General features: G+C 46.0%; 22 protein-coding genes, 2 tRNA genes and 3 rRNA genes. 2 read left to right on the forward strand and 25 right to left on the reverse strand.

The genetic code is table 11. The annotated features are described in order from the left end of the window. Window positions 1-2: 2 nt before the first annotated feature. From NST74_RS26565 to NST74_RS26595, 7 genes are all read right to left on the reverse strand, one after another. Window positions 3-2,931: ribosomal RNA gene (locus NST74_RS26565) — 23S ribosomal RNA — on the reverse strand. A gap of 140 nt (window positions 2,932-3,071) precedes the next feature. After that, window positions 3,072-3,147 (reverse strand) — tRNA-Ala (locus NST74_RS26570). A gap of 20 nt (window positions 3,148-3,167) precedes the next feature. Next, window positions 3,168-3,244, reverse strand: a tRNA-Ile gene (locus tag NST74_RS26575). Window positions 3,245-3,289: 45 nt separating this feature from the next. Next, window positions 3,290-3,406 (reverse strand): 5S ribosomal RNA (gene rrf / locus NST74_RS26580). Between the two features lie 124 nt (window positions 3,407-3,530). After that, a 16S ribosomal RNA gene (locus tag NST74_RS26585) occupies window positions 3,531-5,088 on the reverse strand. The 16S, 23S and 5S rRNA genes sit together here with 2 tRNA genes alongside, the layout of an rRNA operon. 400 nt (window positions 5,089-5,488) lie before the next feature. Continuing rightward, window positions 5,489-5,719: a hypothetical protein gene (locus tag NST74_RS26590; protein ID WP_036680631.1), complete on the reverse strand. Its 231-nt coding sequence runs from the start codon at window positions 5,717-5,719 to the stop codon at window positions 5,489-5,491. Between the two features lie 252 nt (window positions 5,720-5,971). Next, window positions 5,972-6,580, reverse strand: a complete 609-nt coding sequence (locus NST74_RS26595; protein ID WP_445668219.1) for a stage II sporulation protein M — start codon at window positions 6,578-6,580, stop codon at window positions 5,972-5,974. A 111-nt stretch (window positions 6,581-6,691) separates the two neighbouring features. Between NST74_RS26595 and pdaB the strand changes: the two genes are divergently transcribed. Beyond that, window positions 6,692-7,495 carry a polysaccharide deacetylase family sporulation protein PdaB gene (gene pdaB, locus NST74_RS26600; RefSeq protein ID WP_042192142.1) on the forward strand — a complete coding sequence of 268 codons (804 nt, stop codon included), beginning with the start codon at window positions 6,692-6,694 and terminating at the stop codon, window positions 7,493-7,495. 50 nt (window positions 7,496-7,545) lie between these two features. Here the strand turns inward: pdaB and NST74_RS26605 are convergent, their stop codons facing one another. Continuing rightward, window positions 7,546-8,367 carry a polyphosphate kinase 2 family protein gene (locus NST74_RS26605; RefSeq protein ID WP_341115352.1) on the reverse strand — a complete coding sequence of 274 codons (822 nt, stop codon included), beginning with the start codon at window positions 8,365-8,367 and terminating at the stop codon, window positions 7,546-7,548. Window positions 8,368-8,582: 215 nt separating this feature from the next. After that, window positions 8,583-9,173 carry a KinB-signaling pathway activation protein gene (locus tag NST74_RS26610; protein ID WP_341115990.1) on the reverse strand — a complete coding sequence of 197 codons (591 nt, stop codon included), beginning with the start codon at window positions 9,171-9,173 and terminating at the stop codon, window positions 8,583-8,585. Window positions 9,174-9,302: 129 nt separating this feature from the next. Between NST74_RS26610 and gerD the strand changes: the two genes are divergently transcribed. Next, complete coding sequence (gene gerD, locus NST74_RS26615) at window positions 9,303-9,986, forward strand: spore germination lipoprotein GerD (RefSeq protein ID WP_341115354.1); 684 nt, start codon at window positions 9,303-9,305, stop codon at window positions 9,984-9,986. Between the two features lie 59 nt (window positions 9,987-10,045). On the opposite strand, the gene NST74_RS26620 is transcribed toward gerD, so the two are convergent. The 16 genes from NST74_RS26620 to NST74_RS26695 all read right to left on the reverse strand — a co-directional run bounded on the left by NST74_RS26620 (window position 10,046) and on the right by NST74_RS26695 (window position 20,838). Beyond that, window positions 10,046-11,146 (reverse strand): Mrp/NBP35 family ATP-binding protein, encoded by a 1,101-nt coding sequence (locus NST74_RS26620; RefSeq protein ID WP_341115355.1) that lies wholly within the window; start codon window positions 11,144-11,146, stop codon window positions 10,046-10,048. An 87-nt stretch (window positions 11,147-11,233) separates the two neighbouring features. Beyond that, window positions 11,234-11,977 (reverse strand): N-acetylmuramoyl-L-alanine amidase CwlD, encoded by a 744-nt coding sequence (gene cwlD, locus NST74_RS26625; RefSeq protein WP_042131209.1) that lies wholly within the window; start codon window positions 11,975-11,977, stop codon window positions 11,234-11,236. A gap of 78 nt (window positions 11,978-12,055) precedes the next feature. Next, window positions 12,056-13,225 carry a sulfate adenylyltransferase gene (gene sat / locus NST74_RS26630; protein WP_341115356.1) on the reverse strand — a complete coding sequence of 390 codons (1,170 nt, stop codon included), beginning with the start codon at window positions 13,223-13,225 and terminating at the stop codon, window positions 12,056-12,058. Between the two features lie 37 nt (window positions 13,226-13,262). Beyond that, a complete protein-coding gene (locus tag NST74_RS26635) occupies window positions 13,263-13,955 on the reverse strand; it encodes a phosphoadenylyl-sulfate reductase (protein ID WP_042131211.1) in 693 nt (230 codons plus the stop codon). 237 nt (window positions 13,956-14,192) lie between these two features. After that, entirely contained in the window at window positions 14,193-14,585 is a 393-nt protein-coding gene (gene rpsI / locus NST74_RS26640; protein ID WP_025706574.1) for a 30S ribosomal protein S9, read from the reverse strand. A gap of 20 nt (window positions 14,586-14,605) precedes the next feature. Continuing rightward, a complete protein-coding gene (rplM, locus tag NST74_RS26645; RefSeq protein WP_036680589.1) occupies window positions 14,606-15,043 on the reverse strand; it encodes a 50S ribosomal protein L13 in 438 nt (145 codons plus the stop codon). A 313-nt stretch (window positions 15,044-15,356) separates the two neighbouring features. Continuing rightward, a complete protein-coding gene (truA, locus tag NST74_RS26650) occupies window positions 15,357-16,154 on the reverse strand; it encodes a tRNA pseudouridine(38-40) synthase TruA (RefSeq protein WP_341115358.1) in 798 nt (265 codons plus the stop codon). 300 nt (window positions 16,155-16,454) lie between these two features. Then, a complete protein-coding gene (gene rplQ / locus NST74_RS26655) occupies window positions 16,455-16,820 on the reverse strand; it encodes a 50S ribosomal protein L17 (RefSeq protein ID WP_019908254.1) in 366 nt (121 codons plus the stop codon). A gap of 33 nt (window positions 16,821-16,853) precedes the next feature. Next, window positions 16,854-17,798 (reverse strand): DNA-directed RNA polymerase subunit alpha, encoded by a 945-nt coding sequence (locus tag NST74_RS26660; protein WP_036680585.1) that lies wholly within the window; start codon window positions 17,796-17,798, stop codon window positions 16,854-16,856. 130 nt (window positions 17,799-17,928) lie between these two features. Beyond that, the gene (gene rpsK, locus NST74_RS26665) at window positions 17,929-18,324 is read right to left on the reverse strand and encodes a 30S ribosomal protein S11 (protein ID WP_019908251.1); all 396 of its coding nucleotides are present in this window, start codon (window positions 18,322-18,324) and stop codon (window positions 17,929-17,931) included. A 19-nt stretch (window positions 18,325-18,343) separates the two neighbouring features. Then, window positions 18,344-18,712: a 30S ribosomal protein S13 gene (rpsM, locus tag NST74_RS26670; protein WP_036680583.1), complete on the reverse strand. Its 369-nt coding sequence runs from the start codon at window positions 18,710-18,712 to the stop codon at window positions 18,344-18,346. A gap of 19 nt (window positions 18,713-18,731) precedes the next feature. Continuing rightward, the gene (gene rpmJ, locus NST74_RS26675) at window positions 18,732-18,845 is read right to left on the reverse strand and encodes a 50S ribosomal protein L36 (RefSeq protein ID WP_003322638.1); all 114 of its coding nucleotides are present in this window, start codon (window positions 18,843-18,845) and stop codon (window positions 18,732-18,734) included. A gap of 53 nt (window positions 18,846-18,898) precedes the next feature. After that, window positions 18,899-19,114, reverse strand: a complete 216-nt coding sequence (gene infA, locus NST74_RS26680) for a translation initiation factor IF-1 (RefSeq protein ID WP_036652996.1) — start codon at window positions 19,112-19,114, stop codon at window positions 18,899-18,901. A 2-nt stretch (window positions 19,115-19,116) separates the two neighbouring features. Further along, complete coding sequence (locus NST74_RS26685) at window positions 19,117-19,425, reverse strand: KOW domain-containing RNA-binding protein (RefSeq protein ID WP_042131215.1); 309 nt, start codon at window positions 19,423-19,425, stop codon at window positions 19,117-19,119. 11 nt (window positions 19,426-19,436) lie between these two features. Continuing rightward, complete coding sequence (gene map, locus NST74_RS26690; RefSeq protein WP_042131216.1) at window positions 19,437-20,189, reverse strand: type I methionyl aminopeptidase; 753 nt, start codon at window positions 20,187-20,189, stop codon at window positions 19,437-19,439. A 4-nt stretch (window positions 20,190-20,193) separates the two neighbouring features. Next, window positions 20,194-20,838, reverse strand: a complete 645-nt coding sequence (locus tag NST74_RS26695; RefSeq protein WP_042131217.1) for an adenylate kinase — start codon at window positions 20,836-20,838, stop codon at window positions 20,194-20,196. Window positions 20,839-20,917: the final 79 nt, after the last annotated feature.

The raw sequence follows: 20,917 nt of genomic DNA on the forward strand, positions 1-20,917 counted from the left end.
TATAGGATAAGCCCTCGACCGATTAGTATTGGTCAGCTCCATGCATTACTGCACTTCCACCTCCAACCTATCTACCTCGTCGTCTTCAAGGGGTCTTACTAATTGGGAAATCTCATCTTGAGGGGGGCTTCACGCTTAGATGCTTTCAGCGCTTATCCCGTCCGTACGTAGCTACCCAGCCATGCTTCTGGCGAAACAACTGGTGCACCAGCGGTACGTCCATCCCGGTCCTCTCGTACTAAGGACAGCTCCTCTCAAATTTCCTGCGCCCACGACAGATAGGGACCGAACTGTCTCACGACGTTCTGAACCCAGCTCGCGTACCGCTTTAATGGGCGAACAGCCCAACCCTTGGGACCTACTTCAGCCCCAGGATGCGATGAGCCGACATCGAGGTGCCAAACCTCCCCGTCGATGTGGACTCTTGGGGGAGATAAGCCTGTTATCCCCAGGGTAGCTTTTATCCGTTGAGCGATGGCCCTTCCATGCGGTACCACCGGATCACTAAGTCCGACTTTCGTCCCTGCTCGACTTGTAGGTCTCGCAGTCAAGCTCCCTTATGCCTTTGCACTCTTCGAATGATTTCCAACCATTCTGAGGGAACCTTGGAACGCCTCCGTTACTCTTTAGGAGGCGACCGCCCCAGTCAAACTGCCCGCCTGACACGGTCCCCGTACCCGATTAGGGCACTAGGTTAGAACCTAGATACGATCAGGGTGGTATCCCAACGGCGCCTCCACCGAAGCTTGCGCTCCGATTTCTACGGCTCCCACCTATCCTGTACAGATCGTACCCAAATTCAATATCAAGCTGCAGTAAAGCTCCATGGGGTCTTTCCGTCTTGTCGCGGGTAACCTGCATCTTCACAGGTATTAAAATTTCACCGGATCTCTCGTTGAGACAGCGCCCAAGTCGTTACGCCATTCGTGCGGGTCAGAATTTACCTGACAAGGAATTTCGCTACCTTAGGACCGTTATAGTTACGGCCGCCGTTTACTGGGGCTTCGGTTCATAGCTTCGGGTTACCCCTAACCACTCCCCTTAACCTTCCAGCACCGGGCAGGCGTCAGCCCGTATACTTCGCCTTGCGGCTTCGCACAGACCTGTGTTTTTGCTAAACAGTCGCTTGGGCCTTTTCACTGCGGCCCCCTCGTGCTATTCACACTACCGGGGCACCCCTTCTCCCGAAGTTACGGGGTCATTTTGCCGAGTTCCTTAACGAGAGTTCTTCCGCGCGCCTTAGAATTCTCTTCTCGCCTACCTGTGTCGGTTTGCGGTACGGGCACCTTCTCCTGGCTAGAGGCTTTTCTTGGCAGTGTGAGATCATGACCTTCGCTACTACAATTTTCGCTCCCCATCACAGCCCAGCCTTAACGATGTGCGGATTTGCCTACACATCAGCCTCACTGCTTAGACGGACATATCCATCAGTCCGAGTCACTACCCTCCTGCGTCACCCCATCGCTCATAGCGGATTACGGTGGTACAGTAATTTCAAACTGTTGTCCTTCGACTACGCCTTTCGGCCTCGCCTTAGGTCCCGACTTACCCTGAGCGGACGAGCCTTCCTCAGGAAACCTTGGGCTTTCGGCGGATCAGATTCTCACTGATCTTTTCGTTACTCATACCGGCATTCTCACTTGTATGCTGTCCAGCGCTCCTTACGGTACACCTTCAACCCACATACAACGCTCCCCTACCCCAGATACATACGTATCTAGCCATAGCTTCGGTGGTGTGTTTAGCCCCGTTACATTTTCGGCGCAGAGTCACTCGACCAGTGAGCTATTACGCACTCTTTCAATGGTGGCTGCTTCTAAGCCAACATCCTGGTTGTCTGTGCAACTCCACATCCTTTCCCACTTAACACACACTTGGGGACCTTAGCTGATGGTCTGGGCTGTTTCCCTTTTGACAATGGATCTTAGCACTCACTGTCTGACTCCCGGCAATAAGTATATGGCATTCGGAGTTTGACTGAGCTTGGTAATCCTTGCGGACCCCGCACCCAATCAGTGCTCTACCTCCACTACTCTTATACCGAGGCTAGCCCTAAAGCTATTTCGGGGAGAACCAGCTATCTCCGAGTTCGATTGGAATTTCTCCGCTACCCCCACCTCATCCCCGCACTTTTCAACGTGCGTGGGTTCGGGCCTCCAGTGCGTGTTACCGCACCTTCACCCTGGACAGGGGTAGATCACACGGTTTCGGGTCTACGTCCACATACTCATTCGCCCTATTCAGACTCGCTTTCGCTGCGGCTCCGTCTTCTCGACTTAACCTTGCATGTTAAACGTAACTCGCCGGTTCATTCTACAAAAGGCACGCCATCACCCATAAATAGGGCTCTGACTTTTTGTAAGCACACGGTTTCAGGTTCTATTTCACTCCCCTTCCGGGGTGCTTTTCACCTTTCCCTCACGGTACTGTTTCACTATCGGTCGCCAGGTAGTATTTAGCCTTAGCAGATGGTCCTGCTGGATTCATACGGGGTTTCACGTGCCCCGCACTACTCGGGATCCGTCTCGGAGAGAACACAGTTTAGGCTACAGGGCTTTTACCTCTATCGCGGGCCTTTCCAGACCTCTTCGCCTACCATATTCCTTTGTAACTCCATGTGAGACGTCCCACAACCCCTAAGAGCAAGCTCTTAGGTTTAGGCTGTTCCGCGTTCGCTCGCCGCTACTGACGGAATCACTATTGTTTTCTCTTCCTCAGGGTACTTAGATGTTTCAGTTCCCCTGGTCTGCCTCTACATACCCTATGTATTCAGGTATGAGTAACTGCGAATTACCACAGCTGGGTTTCCCCATTCGGACACCCCCGGATCAAAGCTTGCTTACAGCTCCCCGAGGCAGTTTCGTTGTTCGCCACGTCCTTCGTCGGCTCCTGGCGCCTAGGCATCCTCCGTGTGCTCTTATTAGCTTAACCTTGATTTTTCTTTCGAAAAATCTCACTAATAACATTTACTTGTTTGCACAAGTTGCTAAAAGATGTTCTAAAACGCAAATTCGTTTCGGTATCCAGTTTTCAAGGATCAAAGTTAAAGAAAGTATTGAATTTAAAAATTATGGTGGAGCCAAGCGGGATCGAACCGCTGACCTCCTGCTTGCAAGGCAGGCGCTCTCCCAGCTGAGCTATGGCCCCATAAAGGGATATAAGTTATATGGTGGGCCTTGGTGGACTCGAACCACCGACCTCACCCTTATCAGAGGTGCGCTCTAACCAACTGAGCTAAAAGCCCATATAACATATATAACATTGTGAATCAACCAAAGAATGGTTGTTCGCTTGGCGGCGTCCTACTCTCCCAGGACCCTTCGGTCCAAGTACCATCGGCGCTGGAGGGCTTAACGGTCGTGTTCGGGATGGGTACGTGTGGAACCCCTCCGCTATCGCCACCAAACGCATATGAAAGAGACTTGCTCTTTCAAAACTGAACACGAGTGAGTGTTCGAACCCGAAGGTTCTATTGTGGAAGTTTAACTTCCGATTTGAATGTCTTCATTGCAGAAGACGATTCTCCATAGAAAGGAGGTGATCCAGCCGCACCTTCCGATACGGCTACCTTGTTACGACTTCACCCCAATCATCTACCCCACCTTCGGCGGCTGGCTCCCTTGCGGGTTACCCCACCGACTTCGGGTGTTGTAAACTCTCGTGGTGTGACGGGCGGTGTGTACAAGACCCGGGAACGTATTCACCGCGGCATGCTGATCCGCGATTACTAGCAATTCCGACTTCATGCAGGCGAGTTGCAGCCTGCAATCCGAACTGAGACCGGCTTTGATGGGATTGGCTCCACCTCGCGGCTTCGCTTCCCGTTGTACCGGCCATTGTAGTACGTGTGTAGCCCAGGTCATAAGGGGCATGATGATTTGACGTCATCCCCACCTTCCTCCGGTTTGTCACCGGCAGTCACTCTAGAGTGCCCAACATTACTTGCTGGCAACTAAAGTTAAGGGTTGCGCTCGTTGCGGGACTTAACCCAACATCTCACGACACGAGCTGACGACAACCATGCACCACCTGTCTCCTCTGTCCCGAAGGCCGCTGCTATCTCTAGCAGATTCAGAGGGATGTCAAGACCTGGTAAGGTTCTTCGCGTTGCTTCGAATTAAACCACATACTCCACTGCTTGTGCGGGTCCCCGTCAATTCCTTTGAGTTTCAGTCTTGCGACCGTACTCCCCAGGCGGAGTGCTTACTGTGTTAACTTCGGCACCAAGGGTATCGAAACCCCTAACACCTAGCACTCATCGTTTACGGCGTGGACTACCAGGGTATCTAATCCTGTTTGCTCCCCACGCTTTCGCGCCTCAGCGTCAGTTACAGCCCAGAAAGTCGCCTTCGCCACTGGTGTTCCTCCACATATCTACGCATTTCACCGCTACACGTGGAATTCCACTTTCCTCTTCTGTACTCAAGTCACCCAGTTTCCAGTGCGACCTTAGGTTGAGCCCAAGGTTTAAACACCAGACTTAAATGACCGCCTGCGCGCGCTTTACGCCCAATAATTCCGGACAACGCTTGCCCCCTACGTATTACCGCGGCTGCTGGCACGTAGTTAGCCGGGGCTTTCTTCTCAGGTACCGTCACTCCGGTAGCAGTTACTCTACCGGACGTTCTTCCCTGGCAACAGAGCTTTACGATCCGAAAACCTTCATCACTCACGCGGCGTTGCTCCGTCAGACTTTCGTCCATTGCGGAAGATTCCCTACTGCTGCCTCCCGTAGGAGTCTGGGCCGTGTCTCAGTCCCAGTGTGGCCGTTCACCCTCTCAGGTCGGCTACGCATCGTCGCCTTGGTGGGCCGTTACCCCACCAACTAGCTAATGCGCCGCAGGCCCATCCCTCAGTGACAGATTGCTCCGTCTTTCATTCTTCCTTCAGGAGAAAAAAGAAATTATCCGGTATTAGCTACCGTTTCCGGTAGTTATCCCAGCCTAAGGGGCAGGTTGCCTACGTGTTACTCACCCGTCCGCCGCTAAGTTATTTTGAAAGCAAGCTTTCAAAATAACTCCGCTCGACTTGCATGTATTAGGCACGCCGCCAGCGTTCGTCCTGAGCCAGGATCAAACTCTCCAATTAGTATTGAAAAGAGCGATATGCTCATTTTGAAACATCTGACGAGAAAATTAATTCTCACGATGAAATTTCAAAAGCGTAAGATACGCTGTGAAACTCATCAGTTTTGGATATCACTTTCGTGATTTCCCACTCACTCGTTGTTCAGTTTTCAAAGATCAATGTCTCTCATTTCGTCGTCGTTGTTTGTCAGCGGCGACCTTTATAATATATCACAGTGTTTCGTTATTTGGCAAGTCTTTTTTTTGAAAAAGTTTTTTTCAATTTTTCTTGCCTTCCGCTTCCCTTTTACACAAGCAAAAGGAGCGCGAGATATAATTTATCACGAGCACTCCTTTTTAGTCAAGCTATTTTATTAAAAAATCTTAAATTCATATAAGACTCTTGCATTTACCTCCTATCCTTAGTGTTTATACTGAGAAGAACGTCCACCCCACGCATACTTGGAAAGCTCTTTCTGAGGAGCAAAACGAGCATACATACGAAATACAGTCTTATATCTATTGGCGATGGCATGCCTGATATTTTGGTCCAAGCGCTGATCGCTCAAATCTAACAGCATCTCATCAAGTTCTTTCCGCAAAACATAATCCAGTTCCTTGCATTCTTTTTCGTTGAACAACATTCCCAACATATGCTTGGCCTCCTTCATGAAGTTGCAAGTAACACATTCACTAAAACCAAAAACCCCTTGTACATAATTAGTTAGTCCATCTCATGGAGAAAGCTGCCTTAAGATCCTCTTACACTAGATTAACCGGAGTACTCTTTTTATAACCATAATTATTAAAAATTCCCTTTATGGTTTCGTCACGATTATATACTTCTGACCTTTAGGCAATCCTTGGATGAATAGCTTTAATGTTATGCTCCATTCTCGGAAGTTTTATGATAAAAGAGAAAAAGTTATTGTGCTTTCAATGATGGCTGCAACAAATAACAGGATTACTGTCCAAATAGATGCCGTAAGTGTTTGACGCATGAACGAAGACCAATTAACACCTCTGTTCATTTTTTTAGTGGATGAGCTAAACATACTTGAAAGTACTTTCCCGCCGAACTGAAGTCCAAATGCACAAGCAATAATGATCGCTGGAATCTCTATAATCCCATGTGGCAGCAGTCCTTTTACTATTAGTTCGAACAAATCCTGTCCTTGCAGTGCTGATAAATGAATCAGATAGCCGATAACCGCTCCGTTAATAAATAAGAATATGGCTGGCAGTATACCGAACAACGCCCCTAAAAATATGATAAGAACACCCTTGATGCTGTTATTCAAAAATATAAATACAAAGAAGCTCCATTGCGGATTAGAAGAATCTCTAAGGTTGCCACTGATTTCACTGAGCCCCTCTAATTGCTGAACCAATAGCTTTTCCAGACTGCTAGTAGCTACCCACCCTATAACCGCTCCTACTGCGAAGAGCAGACAGGATAGCAATAAAGCCTTCCGGATCGTTTTTAAATCTTTAACAAACGTGAAGAACGACAACATAAATACCCTCCTGAAATTGTGATCTCTGTTTCTTAGGTCATAACCTTGCGGTACGAGCATACATTTAGAACAAACAAGCATTTCGCATGGGAGAGGAGCGCTGTCATTATGAATTCTTTTTATGTATTCAGCGGCAAAAAGATTAAACGATTCATCTATATCTTCGCCGCTGTGCTTCTTGCTGCTGGAGTTGTATACGTCGAGAGGGGAAACATAACCGTTTTTTCTGAATCCGGACCTTCCGCGATCTACAGTGTACCAACAGAGAAGAAGCTGATTGCCCTGACCTTCGATATTAGCTGGGGGGAGAAAAGACCTGAGCCGATTTTGAAGGTACTTGAAGACAAGAAAGTGGACAAAGCCACCTTCTTCCTGTCGTCACCATGGAGTAAGACTCACCCAGACATTGTAACTAACATCAAGAATGCAGGTTTTGAAATTGGTAGTCATGGTCATAAACACGTCAATTACAGCACACTAAGCAACGAAGAAATTCGCACACAGATCTCGACGGCTCACACCGTACTTACCGAATTAACCGGCACTGAGCCCAATTTGATTCGTATGCCTAATGGGGATTTTGACAAAAGAGTCCTTCAGGTTGCCAGCGATCTCGGTTACAAGGTCATTCAATGGGATACAGACTCTCTGGACTGGAAGAATATCGGCGTAGACAATATCGTGAAGCGTGTAACGACAAAAGCGCATCCAGGTGATATCGTCCTTCTACATGCCAGTGATTCCTGCAAACAAACACATGAAGCACTTCCACTCATTATCGACGAGCTCCGCAGACAAGGTTATGAATTCGTTACCGTCTCTGAGCTGATTAGTCAAAGCAATACCGAAGGTAAAGAAGTTCGCGACTCAGCTTCACTTAGTAATGCCATAGAGGACGCAGCTGGACTGTAAAGTACATTTCAATCTCTGGTGCCGTAATGGATGTTGATTCGTCCAAAGGATTAATGACGTGGAGAAATGAGTTCCGATATGTCGGGTGTGGGGGTATTCAGCTTCGGATAGCTCAGATCCAGACTCTCCAGTGTCTTTACTACGATGGATAAGGTCAAATAGTTGCGGTACCATTGATGATTGGCGGGTATCCAGTACCAGGGTGCTTTATCTATGCTAGTTTCCTTAAAAACATCTTCATATGCTTCTTGGTAATCATCCCAATACTCCCGCTCCTGGAGATCACTTGCATCGAATTTCCAATGTTTCTTGGGATCTTCAAGCCGCTCCTTGATCTTCTTTAACTGCTTCTCTTTAGAAATATGCAGAAAAAGCTTGATAATTGTCGTCCCCTCTTCCACCAACATTTCCTCAAACTGCCGTATGTAACGAAAGCGGTGCTTCAAATCATCTTTTTTTATCTCTCCGTGTACCCGTGGTACCAATACATCTTCATAATGTGAGCGGTTAAATGCAGAGATATAGCCCTTAGGGGGTGTCTTCTGATGTACCCTCCATAGAAAATCATGAGCCTCTTCCTCTAGAGATGGTTTCTTGAAGCTGGTAACTATAAATCCTTGTGGATTGATGCCTGAAAAAATATGCTTAACCGTTCCATCCTTACCACTGGAATCCATTCCTTGCAGAATAACAAGCAGCGAATGCTTTTTCTGAGCAAACAAAATATCTTGCAGCTCTGCCAAACGTGCTTTAAGCTCTTCTGTTTTGGCTTCTGCTTCTTTTTTAGATTTAAAAACACCTGTGTCGTCCGGATCCAGCTTGTTAAGCCGGATTTCTTTTGTGTCTTTTATCATATAGCGCTTGATGTCCATATATTCCCCTCCTAAAAGTTTTGTAAAGCATATGCATCATTGAAGAGCTTCGTACAAAACTCACTTCGGAAGCATAGGCTTAGTTTTGTGGTCGTATCGTTCTTTAAGATTAACCTCCATACTCAAATTTTAATCGTTAAGCTACAGTTAGAGCAAAAAACCCCGTCTTCTGAAATCAGAACACGGGGTTCATTGTTTAGCGCCTTCCCCATTCATTATCCGGATGCCGGCTTCAGAATACGGTGTAGCATCAAAATTTGGAATGCATTACAAGCGATTAGTGGAACAACAATAAATACCGTCGCACTATCAACACCTATACGGAGTACACCAATAACTTCCACAATTGAAATAGCGGTCATAAAAAAGAAGGTTGGAATCAAAGCTGAGATGTTTGTACTTCTCACTTTAAAATAAGACACAATAATAGCTGCTAGCAAAATAACGATTCCTAATATTAGATCAGACATCACATTTCTTTCCCCGCCAACGACGGTACGCAGAAAAATCAGTTCAAGCAATGCGAGCACAGAAAGCACTAGTTGTATGTATTTCCAAACCTTTTGAGGAAAAACGCCGTTGCCCATATAATTCAAAATCAAATAGGCAAAAAAACCAAGTTGCGAATAAACGCTTACAAGCATACCGTAGCCAAGCAGAATCAGCGGGTATAAAAAGAAATCCCCGACACTTTTGAAATCAATCTTACCATTTACGAATTGCAGTGCCAGACCTGCGATTACAGCTCCGCCCGCTCCTATAAGGAGAGTAGTCCAAAATAAATGAAACCATTTTTTTATACTCAGCCAATTCACCTCCTCTTGTCAGATTTATTTTACCAAGGATACCGACAAAACACCATTACACTCACAACATAAATGTGCTCTAATGCGGCATAATACATCTGGAGAATCCTATAAAGGAGGGCAGCGCCAATGAAATGGAGATTTATCGGTTCTGTGGGTTTGGCTTTGGGCTTTGTTATGGCCTTAACGGCTTGCGGAGGTGAGCAGACCAGTTCTTCTTCCGGACAAGGCAGTTATAAAGAAACGAAGACCATGGTTTTAGATATATTGAAAAGCGATGAGGGTAAAAAAGCGGTTGAGGAATCATTATCAAGCTCCAGCTCTGGCGGCACCAGTGGAATGAGCATGAAGATGATGCCGCTTCAAACAACAGAGGAAATCAAAACCGCTGTTAAGGATACTCTCACTGCGCCGGAATATCAGAAGGAAATCGAGAAAATAATGACTGATCCCAAGTTCGCGGGTGATTTTGCTAAAGCCATTCAATCGCAAAGCAAGGAGCTACACCTTCAGCTAATCAAAGATCCCACTTACCAGAAATCAGTCGAAGAAATTATGAAATCCCCAGAGATGATGACGATGTTTCTAAATCTCACCAAAACACCTGATTACCGAAAACAATCGATGAAGACTATGCAGGAATCCATGCAAACCCCATTATTCCGTATGGAAGTATTGAATTTACTTAAAAAAGTTGTGCAAGAAGAACTCGAACCAAAGGAGAAAAAAGATAAAGCCAGCGAAGGTGCCGACAAACAGGAAGGCAGTGGCAGTGGCAGTGGCGGCGGTAGCGGCGATGATTCAAGTTCTTAAAAAAGAGGCCTCATCCCACTAATAAAGTGTGGGACGGCCTCTTTTTACATGCACAAAAATTAGTGCTCGTATTTTGCAATGATTTTATCAGCGATATCGGCAAATATCAGTCCTGTCGATGTCTCTTCTTTGTATACAGAAGGTGAGAAATCGGATTCGGAAATATGGTTGTCCGGTGCACCTAGCGGCACTTGAGCAAGCAGCTCCGTATGAAGCGTCTCGGCAAGCCTTGCTCCTCCGCCTCTGCCAAAGATATAATCTTTCTTACCGCAGTCAGTACACTCATAATAAGCCATGTTCTCAATGACTCCAATAATCTCATGATCTGTCTGTAGAGCCATAGAGCCCGCTCTAGCCGCCACAAACGCAGCTGTAGCATGAGGTGTCGTCACTATGATCTCTTTGCTGTGAGGCAGCATCTGATGCACGTCAAGCGCCACATCACCTGTACCTGGGGGAAGATCAAGCAGCATATAATCAAGTTCACCCCAACCGACATCATTGAAGAATTGGCGAAGCATTTTACCAAGCATAGGCCCCCGCCAAATCACTGGACTATTCTCACGGATAAAGAAGCCCATAGACATGACCTTCACTCCGAAACGTTCCACAGGAATAATCGTTCCTTCTTCAACAACCGGCCCCTCTTCAATCCCCATCATATCAGGAATGCTGAAACCATAAATATCGGCATCGATTAGACCCACTTTTTTTCCTTTTCTTGCTAGGGCTACGGCCAAATTCACTGTTACAGTGGATTTACCAACTCCACCTTTACCGCTGGCCACGGCGATAAAGTTCACACCAGAGCTCTCGCTAATTAATTCATGGTCATCAAGGCCCGCAGCATGTCCTTTAAGTTTCCCAGGTTCATCAACTTCCTCTGCACTCTCTCCGCGAAGGATAGCACGTTCATAATCCGTTGCATCACGAAGCCGGATATGTACATTTGAAGCCCCACCCGCTTCAAGCAATTCACGAACCTGTTGTTCTAGATCCATGCGACTTTGCTCTTCAGGATTCAGACATACGATTGATAAAGAAATACGATCTTCTTTAATCATAATGTCACGAATCAGCTGTAGTTCCACAAGGCTTTTTCCAGTTTCCGAGTCTGTTAATGGCTGCAGTATTTCCTGAATTTGTTCCTTAGTCAGCATGGAAAGCACCTCTGTTTCCTTTCCGGTTAAGAAATTCTCCGGAGTTTTTGTCTATTATAACATTACCTGTCTCCCCATGAGTAGTCCTTACTGCTCGGAGGCGTACCGAAGAATGCCGCGATAAATGCTAGTTGCTACCTTCCGCTGGTAGACATCATTTCCGAGTAGAGCGGATTCCTGGGGGTGTGATAAGAAGCCTACTTCTACAAGCACCGCTGGTATTTTTAATGCTTTTAGCAGATATACAGTATTCACTGTCTTCGCCACACGATCGGTATTCTCTAGCGTAGTCTTCAGCTCACTCTGCACAAACTCCGCAATTGCTTTATTATCCTTATGATTGGGGTAGTAAAAGGTCTGCGCTCCGCTCCAACGATTCGAAGGGACACTGTTCATGTGAACGCTTATAAAAAGGTCTGCGCCTTTCTCTTCGATGCTTCTTACCCTTTGTTTAAGATCTTCCGTCTTGCGCTTAGAATAGCCCTTAGTGCCTTCCAGAGCCAAATCGTAATCACCCTCACGAGTCATTACTACAATAGCCCCTGCCTGTTGCAGATAATCACGCAAATACAGCGATACCGCGAGATTAATATCTTTCTCAATTAGCCCTTCCCGGCTAACCGCTCCTCCATCAGCTCCACCATGTCCCGCATCGAGAGCAATAACTTTTCCTGACAAGGGCAGACTCCAATAATTTAGTGTTTTAGCGGTAGGCATGTCATACGCTATAATCCCGATCATTATAGCCAGCAGTGTCGCGCCAAGCATACTTTTTTTGATACTGCTCCATGAAATCCAGACCGAGACTTTATTCTGCTTTCGGCCAGACATAACAAAGACCCCCTCGCCCCGATAGATAATACTCATCTATATGGGACAAGAAGGTCAAATAGTACTAGCTGACAGTGATTAAGCTGTAACTTCTTGAGTCATACCTTCAATCAGAATCTGCGCAACCTCAGGCCGTGTAAATTCTGGCGGAGGACATTGGCCGTCACGGAGCAAAGCCCGTACCTTCGTACCCGACAATGTCATATGATCATCGCTAGGATGAGGGCAAGTTTTACTAGAAGCCATATTTCCGCATTTTTTACAGAAGAAGCTGTGTTCAAAAAATAATGGAGTTATATCAAGCTCCTCAGCACTAAAATTCGAGAAAATTTCCTGTGCCTCGTAAGTTCCGTAGTAATCCCCTACACCCGCATGGTCACGACCCACGATGAAGTGGGTACAGCCGTAATTTTTGCGAACCATGGCATGGAAAATCGCCTCCCTAGGACCTGCATAACGCATTGCCGCTGGAAAAACACCAAGGAAGGTGCGATCCTCAGGATAATAATTCTCCAAAAGCGCCAGGTAGCTCTTCATCCGCACATTTGCCGGTACATCATCCGATTTCGTCTCACCCACAAGTGGATTTAGAAATAGAGCGTCTACAACCTCCATAGCGCACTTTTGAATGTATTCATGAGCTCGATGAACCGGATTACGTGTCTGGAACCCTACAACCGTTCTCCAGCCCTTATCAGCAAATATTTTTCGCGTATCCGCAGGATCAAAATAAAACTCGCTGAACTTCTCAGGCTGTGGTCGATTCAAGACTGTAATCGGTCCTCCAACATAAGTCGAAGGACGAGCCAGTAACTTACTCACTCCAGGATGTTCAGGATCTGTTGTTTTGAAGACATTTTGTGCTTCAATCGTTTGATCAACAGTATAAATACTTTCAATATCCAATAAACCGTAAATCTCGCCATCTTCTTCACCGATTAGAGAAACTTTGTCCCCAATTGATAATCCGGCAGCCACATCATCTTCTACAGCCAGTGTTATTGGAATGCTCCACACAGTGCCATCTGCTAAACGCATGCTTTTTACCACTGAAAGATAGTCTTGCTCATTTAAAAAGCCAGTTAGTGGGGAAAACGCACCTACAGCGATAAGATCCAAATCGGATAAAGTCCAGGTATTCAAGACAATTGCCTTGTTGTCACGTGCGAGATTTAGCAATTCTTCTCTTTCAGTTCCCTCTACTACACGGTTAACCAAAGTTCCGCCATGCGGACGTATTGAAGTCATCTTAGTCTCTCCTTCTATGTTCCCACAGGGATATGTCTTATTTGTGCAAACCGCATTCTGTCTTTTCTGATCCAGACCAACGGCCAGCACGCGGATCTTCACCTGGCATAACCTGACGAGTACATTGTTCACAGCCGATACTTGGATAGTTACGGTCGTGTAGAGGGTTATAGATTACGTCGTTTTCACGAATATAGTTCCATACATCTTCTGAAGTCCAATCTGCAATAGGATTAAACTTTACTAAACCAAATTTATAATCATACTCAACCTTTTTAGCATTTGCACGGGTAGGTGCTTGGTCACGGCGAATTCCAGTTATCCATGCCTCATATTGAGATAATATACGAGTCAGCGGTTCAACTTTACGAATTCCACAACATTGGTTAGGATCCACAGTCCATAACGCATCACCGTATTGAAGTGCTTGCTCCTGCGTTGTGAGTTGTGGAGACACACGTACAAACTCTAGTCCGTATTTGTCTGCCATTAAATCTCTGGTTTCGTAGGTTTCCTTAAAATGATAATCTGTATCGAGATAAAAGACGTCAGTAGATGGACTAACTTTGTGAAGCATATCAACAAGCACTACATCTTCGGCACCAAAGCTGCAGGCAAAAGTAATGTTAGGAAATGTTTCAACAGCCCAGCGGATAATTTCCTCGGGTGAAGCACTCTCTAATTCTTCGGCCTTTATTCTGATCAAATCTTCTTTCTCAAGCAGGTTCATTAAGGTATTCCTCCATCCAAAATATTAATCGTATGAATAAATGAGGTAAAAGAAGTAATAAAACCAACTATTTCTATATGAAATAGTATATAACTTTTACGGAGGAAGTCAATGAATTTCACTACTCAAGATTAGTAAATGAATGCAAAAAAAGCCCATTTTTTGTTCAAAAGGGCTTCAGAGTAAAAAAATAAAACCCTCGACCATAGAGGCCAAGGGTTGAATTCTTGATAAATATTAACGTTTCGAGAACTGAGGCGCACGACGTGCAGCCTTCAAGCCGTATTTCTTACGTTCCTTCATACGAGGGTCACGAGTCAAGAAACCAGCTTTCTTCAATGCACCGCGATATTCAGGATCAACTTTAAGCAATGCACGGGAGATACCATGACGAATTGCTCCAGCTTGACCGGAAATGCCGCCACCATGTGCAAGAACGATTACATCGTAGTTGCCCAGTGTTTCAGTCAGGTTCAAAGGTTGTTTTACGATCATTTTCAGTGTTTCAACACCGAAATATTCGTCCATCTCACGTTTGTTAATGACAATGCGTCCTTCACCCGGTACAAGGCGAACACGTGCTACCGAATGTTTACGACGACCTGTCCCATAGTATTGTACTTGTGCCATGAAACTGTCCTCCTCTATTCTTATCCGCGAAGTTCGTAAACTTCAGGTTTTTGTGCTGCATGTGGATGCTCGGCGCCTGCATATACTTTCAATCTCAGCTTCATGTGGTCCCCTTGACGAGTCTTAGGAATCATACCATGAACAGCGAATTCAATTACGCGTTCTGGTTTAGTATTCAGCAGAGTTTCAGCATTAGTAACTTTCAAGCCACCTGGGTGCATCGAGTGACGGTAGTATTTCTTGTTTTGCAATTTCTTACCGGTCAAGTGAATTTTCTCAGCGTTGATTACGATAACGAAATCTCCTGTGTCAACGTGTGGAGTGAATTGCGGTTTGTGTTTGCCACGGATCAAAGCAGCGGCTTCGCTGGCCAAACGACCGAGTGTTTTGCCTTCGGCATCAATAATGTGCCAATTGCGTTCAACTTCGTTCGGCTTCGCCATATAGGTGGTACGCATGAATGTTTCCTCCTTGTTCTCGTACGAAAATCTTCTGTTTCGTATATCTTGTTTCTCATTGAATTACATTTATGTGAGTTAAGCAAAGCATTTTTTTGGCATTTCCTTGATCGGGGCTGTGGGATAGCCATCAAGAAAACACAACTTTTATATTACAGTATAAACATAACAAGTGCAAGTGATTTTTAAACATTCAACCTATTATTTAGGAAGAAATTTATACAAGCATAAAGGCCTCTATCGTCCCTAGAAGGACGGTTAGCGTTTATGCGAGAAATATAAGGATAATGTATTTCGTGAAACTTATACATTCTTATATTTGAAAAAAAGATTCACTTTCGGTCTCATCATATTCTACACTCCACAAAGCCAACCCCTTGGCCATAGCTGTTGGACCAGCAGCAGAACGATCACATGCCGCTAATATCTCAGCAACATGATCAGCATCTATTTTACCTTCCCCCACATGGATCAAAGTCCCCATAATAATGCGAACCATATGCTGAAGAAATCCACTACCCGTTATATAAGTTTGGATCACTCCCTGATCTAATGAAGAGGGTCGGCACATACTGCGATCTACTTCCATATGAGCTTCAAAGATCGTTCGTACATGAGAGGTCTTAGTAGACCTCCGAGAAGCAAACGAAGTGAAGTCATGTGTCCCTAAAATATGCGTTAAGCCTTGTTGCATCGCAGGAATATCCAACTGCACCGGATGGTGAAGCTGCCAGCGCCGTTGAAACGGATCTGGAAACCTGTTGCCGTTAATCGTGTATCGGTAAGTTTTACGCTTAGCTCCTCTACGAGAGTGAAACGTCAGCGGTACTTCCCTAGCCTCAGTAACCACGATATCTTGTGGCAGCCGGGCATTAAGCGCCAGACACCAACGTTCAAGCGGGATTCGAGAGGAGGTCGTAAAGTTAAAAGGCTGACCATAGGCATGTACTCCGGCATCTGTACGACCAGAAGCTGTAATCTTAAGCTCCTCACCCGTCAGATGGAGTATCGCTTGCTCCAGCCGATCCTGAATCGTATTGCCCTGAGGCTGGGTCTGAAAGCCATCATAATTTGTTCCGTCATAATTGACCTTCATCAATAGATTACGCATTCCGTTCTCCTTTATAAACCGTTCAGCAGAAACGTCGATCGAAGCACTGTCTGATCTTATTCACGAGGAAGAAATGGCTTTGCCGTCCCTAGAAGGACGGCATCCATTAACACTTCGCTCCATTATTTCAAAAAAAAGAGCCCCTGCGGGAGCTCCTTCAATTGAACCAAGGTGATTCCCACGGTTATTAATACAGCAGAGTCTTGCGCCTCTGCAGCACAATAACGCTGATATTTCCCCCATCTTTACTCCAAAGAGGGCCGGATGAAAGGGAAGCATCGGAAATCAATACTTGTGATACTACGCGCGGTCTACCAATTCAAGATAAACCATAGGCGCAGCGTCGCCACGACGAGGTCCTAGTTTCAGGATACGAGTGTATCCACCTGGACGCTCCGTGTAACGAGGAGCAATGTCAGAGAACAATTTTTGAATTGCATCTTGTTCACCATCAACAGTCTCGCGGCGAACAAATGCAGCTACTTGACGACGAGCATGAAGATCGCCTTTTTTAGCTTTAGTGATCAACTTTTCAGCGATAGAACGAACTTCTTTCGCTTTAGCTTCCGTTGTTTGGATGCGCTCGTATAAAAATAGATCCGTTACCATGTCGCGAAATAACGCTTTACGCGCACTGGAATCACGGCCCAATTTTTGGTATGCCATGTGTTTTCCCTCCTTTACTGTAGCAATCTGTAGCTATTCTTCTGTACGGAGTCCCAAACCAAGTTCCTCAAGCTTCTCCTGAACTTCTTCCAAAGATTTACGACCAAGGTTACGCACCTTCATCATATCTTCTTCAGTCTTCGTGGTAAGCTCTTGTACGGTATTAATACCAGCACGTTTGAGGCAGTTGTAGGAGCGGACAGAAAGATCAAGCTCTTCGATTGTCATCTCAAGCACTTTTTCTTTTTTGTCTTCTTCTTTTTCAACCATAATTTCGGCGTCTTTCGCTTCGTCCGTAAGACCTACGAACAGTACGAGGTGCTCGTTCAAAATTTTGGCTCCGAGGCTTACAGCCTCTTCCGGTCTAATACTGCCATCTGTCCAAATTTCAAGCGTCAATTTGTCGTAGTTAGTCACTTGACCAACACGTGTATTGTCTATGCCGTAGTTAACGCGTGAAATAGGAGTGTAGATGGAGTCAACCGGGATAACGCCAATTGGCTGATCGTCGCGTTTGTTCCGGTCCGCTTGGACGTAGCCGCGACCACGGCCTGCAAAAATACGCATGTGAAGTCTCGCACCAGGTCCCAGCGTTGCAATGTGAAGATCCGGATTCAGGATCTCAACATCGCTGTCCGCACGGATATCACCTGCGGTAACGATGCCTTCCCCTTCGGCATCAATCTCAAACACTTTTTCCTCGTCTGAATGAATCTTCAATGACAAGGCTTTAAGGTTTAGAATGATCTCCGTCACATCTTCCATTACGCCTGGAACGGTCGAGAACTCATGCAGAACGCCGTCAATTTGGACCGAAGTCACTGCGGCTCCTGGAAGCGAAGAAAGCAATATCCGGCGAAGTGAATTCCCCAGAGTCGTGCCATACCCACGTTCCAACGGTTCAACTACGAATTTCCCATAGGTACCTTCATCATTAGCTTCTACGGTCTCAATCTTCGGCTTTTCGATTTCTATCACGAGTTTACCCCTCCTTCAACGTCGCTCCTATATGAAACTGTCACCCCATCAGGTGCATCATGTAGTATGCCTAAACACCTATTATTAGCAGATGCGTCAGAATTATACCACATTTACAATACTGATTTCACTATACGCGACGACGTTTCGGCGGACGGCATCCATTGTGAGGAACCGGAGTTACGTCTTTAATAAGGTTAACTTCAAGCCCTGCAGCTTGAAGGGAACGGATGGCTGCTTCGCGGCCCGCGCCCGGTCCTTTAACCATAACCTCAACCGATTTCATGCCGTGCTCCATAGCTGCTTTAGCTGCTGATTCAGCTGCCATTTGCGCTGCGAATGGAGTCGACTTACGGGAACCTTTAAATCCTTGGCCGCCGGAGCTTGCCCAGGAAATTGCATTTCCGTGTGGATCTGTGATGGTAACGATGGTGTTGTTGAACGTGGAACGAATATGTGCCACGCCGGATTCGATATTTTTACGGTCGCGACGTTTAGTACGTACGACTTTTTTCGGTTTAGCCATTGTCTCTTATCCCCCCTTATTATTTCTTCTTGTTTGCTACCGTACGACGCGGGCCTTTCCGGGTACGGGCATTGGTTTTAGTACGTTGACCGCGAACAGGCAATCCACGACGGTGACGAACACCGCGGTAACAGCCGATCTCAGTTAGACGTTTAATATTCAAGGAAATTTCACGACGCAGGTCACCTTCAACCTTAACCGTTTTGTCGATCGTTTCACGCAGTTTGCTGACTTCATCTTCCGTCAAATCACGGACACGTGTATTAGCGCTAATGCCTGTTTCATTAAGAATTTTCTGAGAAGTCGTTTTACCGATTCCGAAAATATAAGTCAAGGCGATCTCAACGCGTTTGTCACGTGGCAAATCCACTCCAGCTATACGAGCCATTTTACGCTACACCCCCTTCTTAACCTTGTTTTTGTTTGTGTTTCGGATTTTCGCAAATCACCATAACAGTCCCTTTGCGGCGGATTACTTTACATTTCTCGCAAATGGGCTTTACAGAAGGTCTTACCTTCATGTTAATTACCTCCTCAAAGTTTTGCGAAGCAAAACTTTTTTCGTAGTTCCCATCTATTTACGGTAAGTTATACGACCTTTTGATAAATCATAAGGCGATAACTGCACGACCACTTTGTCTCCGGTCAAAATACGGATAAAGTGCATCCGCAGTTTACCGGATACATGGGCAAGTATTTGATGACCGTTCTCAAGCTCAACCTTAAACGTTGCATTTGGCAACGGTTCAAGGACAGTACCTTCTACTTCAATGACATCTTCCTTAGCCACAGTTAGTCTCCTTTCTCATCAGCACTTATTCCGGTGGGTCCAGCATACTTCATGACTGCGTAACGCAGCTTTCCGTTTGTTACCCGGCCAGTTTCTTCCAAACTATTCACAACCTCACTGCTGATGAAGGGTATGAGCTCAAGATGAAGAATATTCTTCTTCTTTGGCCCATCAAACTTACGTTTGTCTCCATCTGCAATGTATACAAATCTGCTATCAACAACTGCGATAACAACGGCTGCCTCTCCGGCATCTTTGCCTTTGAGAATTCTCACTAATTGACCAACCTGCGGGCTGCTCACAGTATTCAAGTGGAGATCACCTACGCATTCAGTTTTGTGAAAATTTCCATGCCGTCCGGAGTAACTGCTACTGTATGCTCAAAGTGGGCACATAGTGAGCCATCAACCGTAACGACAGTCCAGTTATCTTCCAGCGTTCTGACATGTCTCTTCCCTACGTTTACCATCGGCTCAATCGCGAGTACCATACCCGGTTTCAGACGTGGTCCGCGGTCCGCTATGCCATAATTCGGAATTTGCGGTTCTTCATGCAGTTTTGCCCCAATGCCATGACCAACATACTCGCGTACGACTGAGAAACCAGCCTCTTCGATGTATTGTTGAATAGCATGGGAGATTGTAAACAAGCGCACATCCGGTTTGACTAACGCCAGTCCCGCGTACAAGGAGCCTTCCGTAACGTCCAGCAAACGCTGAGCTTCTTCGGAAATGCTGCCCACACCGTAGGTCCAGGCGGAATCACCGTGATAACCGCGGTATTCTGCACCGATATCCAGCGTTACTATATCGCCTTCGATCAGTTTGCGTTTACCTGGAAATCCATGCACTAATTGTTCGTTGACTGAAGCGCAAATGCTGGCAGGAAAACCGTTGTAGCCTTTGAAAGACGGCACAGCACCTTGACTGCGAATGTATTGATCGGCGATTCTGTCGAGCTCCCCCGTTGTAATGCCAGGCTCAATGGCTTCAGCAATTAGACGGTGACTCTCGGCAACAATACGACCAGCTTCCCTCATAAAGGCAAGTTCCTGTTCGGATTTACAAATGATCATTACATTAACCCCGCAATAAAGATACGATTTCAGAAGAAACGACATTGATTTCGTTTTCTCCATTTACCTGACGCAAAAGACCTTTATTATCATAAAACGCAAGCAGCGGCGCTGTCTTATTATCATACTCATCCAGACGCTTGCCTACACTTTCTTCGTTGTCATCCGGACGTTGATACAATTCACCGCCATCAATGTCGCAAATGCCATCTTGCTTCGGCGGGTTGAAGATTAAATGGTAGGATGCTCCGCAAACTGTACAAATGCGACGTCCAGTAAGACGTGCCATCAGTAGTCCACGGTCAACATTCAAGTTGATGACATGATCCAAAGAAGTGTTCAAACGGCTAAGAATTTCATCCAGCGCTTCCGCTTGCGAAAGAGTTCTTGGAAAACCATCCAATAGAAATCCTTTTTCGCAATCGGACTGCTGAAGCCGTTCTTCAACTATGCCAATGGTCACATCATCTGGTACAAGCAAACCTTGATCAATAAAGGATTTGGCCTTCAATCCAACTGGAGTCTCTTGTTTGATAGCCAAACGGAAAGCGTCTCCTGTCGAAATATGAGGAATTCCAAATTCTTTAATGATTTCAGCTGCTTGTGTTCCCTTGCCTGCCCCAGGAGGGCCCATGAATAATATGTTCACGATTTCTCTCTCCCCCCAAAAGTTCGCCACCAAGCAAGAAACAGCACAATAGGTGCCGGGAAGAATAAAATCTTAAGCT

The organism is Paenibacillus sp. FSL F4-0125 (assembly GCF_038008565.1).
Lineage (GTDB): Bacteria > Bacillota > Bacilli > Paenibacillales > Paenibacillaceae > Paenibacillus_AQ.

Excerpts from the sequence above, each read along its gene's own strand:
- NST74_RS26590 (WP_036680631.1), bottom strand. The coding sequence starts at position 5,719 with ATGTTGGGAATGTTGTTCAACGAAAAAGAATGCAAGGAACTGGATTAT.
- pdaB (WP_042192142.1), top strand. The coding sequence starts at position 6,692 with ATGAATTCTTTTTATGTATTCAGCGGCAAAAAGATTAAACGATTCATC.
- NST74_RS26605 (WP_341115352.1), bottom strand. The coding sequence starts at position 8,367 with ATGGACATCAAGCGCTATATGATAAAAGACACAAAAGAAATCCGGCTT.
- gerD (WP_341115354.1), top strand. The coding sequence starts at position 9,303 with ATGAAATGGAGATTTATCGGTTCTGTGGGTTTGGCTTTGGGCTTTGTT.
- NST74_RS26620 (WP_341115355.1), bottom strand. The coding sequence starts at position 11,146 with ATGCTGACTAAGGAACAAATTCAGGAAATACTGCAGCCATTAACAGAC.
- cwlD (WP_042131209.1), bottom strand. The coding sequence starts at position 11,977 with ATGTCTGGCCGAAAGCAGAATAAAGTCTCGGTCTGGATTTCATGGAGC.
- sat (WP_341115356.1), bottom strand. The coding sequence starts at position 13,225 with ATGACTTCAATACGTCCGCATGGCGGAACTTTGGTTAACCGTGTAGTA.
- NST74_RS26635 (WP_042131211.1), bottom strand. The coding sequence starts at position 13,955 with ATGAACCTGCTTGAGAAAGAAGATTTGATCAGAATAAAGGCCGAAGAA.
- rpsI (WP_025706574.1), bottom strand. The coding sequence starts at position 14,585 with ATGGCACAAGTACAATACTATGGGACAGGTCGTCGTAAACATTCGGTA.
- rplM (WP_036680589.1), bottom strand. The coding sequence starts at position 15,043 with ATGCGTACCACCTATATGGCGAAGCCGAACGAAGTTGAACGCAATTGG.
- truA (WP_341115358.1), bottom strand. The coding sequence starts at position 16,154 with ATGCGTAATCTATTGATGAAGGTCAATTATGACGGAACAAATTATGAT.
- rplQ (WP_019908254.1), bottom strand. The coding sequence starts at position 16,820 with ATGGCATACCAAAAATTGGGCCGTGATTCCAGTGCGCGTAAAGCGTTA.
- rpsK (WP_019908251.1), bottom strand. The coding sequence starts at position 18,324 with ATGGCTAAACCGAAAAAAGTCGTACGTACTAAACGTCGCGACCGTAAA.
- rpsM (WP_036680583.1), bottom strand. The coding sequence starts at position 18,712 with ATGGCTCGTATAGCTGGAGTGGATTTGCCACGTGACAAACGCGTTGAG.
- rpmJ (WP_003322638.1), bottom strand. The coding sequence starts at position 18,845 with ATGAAGGTAAGACCTTCTGTAAAGCCCATTTGCGAGAAATGTAAAGTA.
- map (WP_042131216.1), bottom strand. The coding sequence starts at position 20,189 with ATGATCATTTGTAAATCCGAACAGGAACTTGCCTTTATGAGGGAAGCT.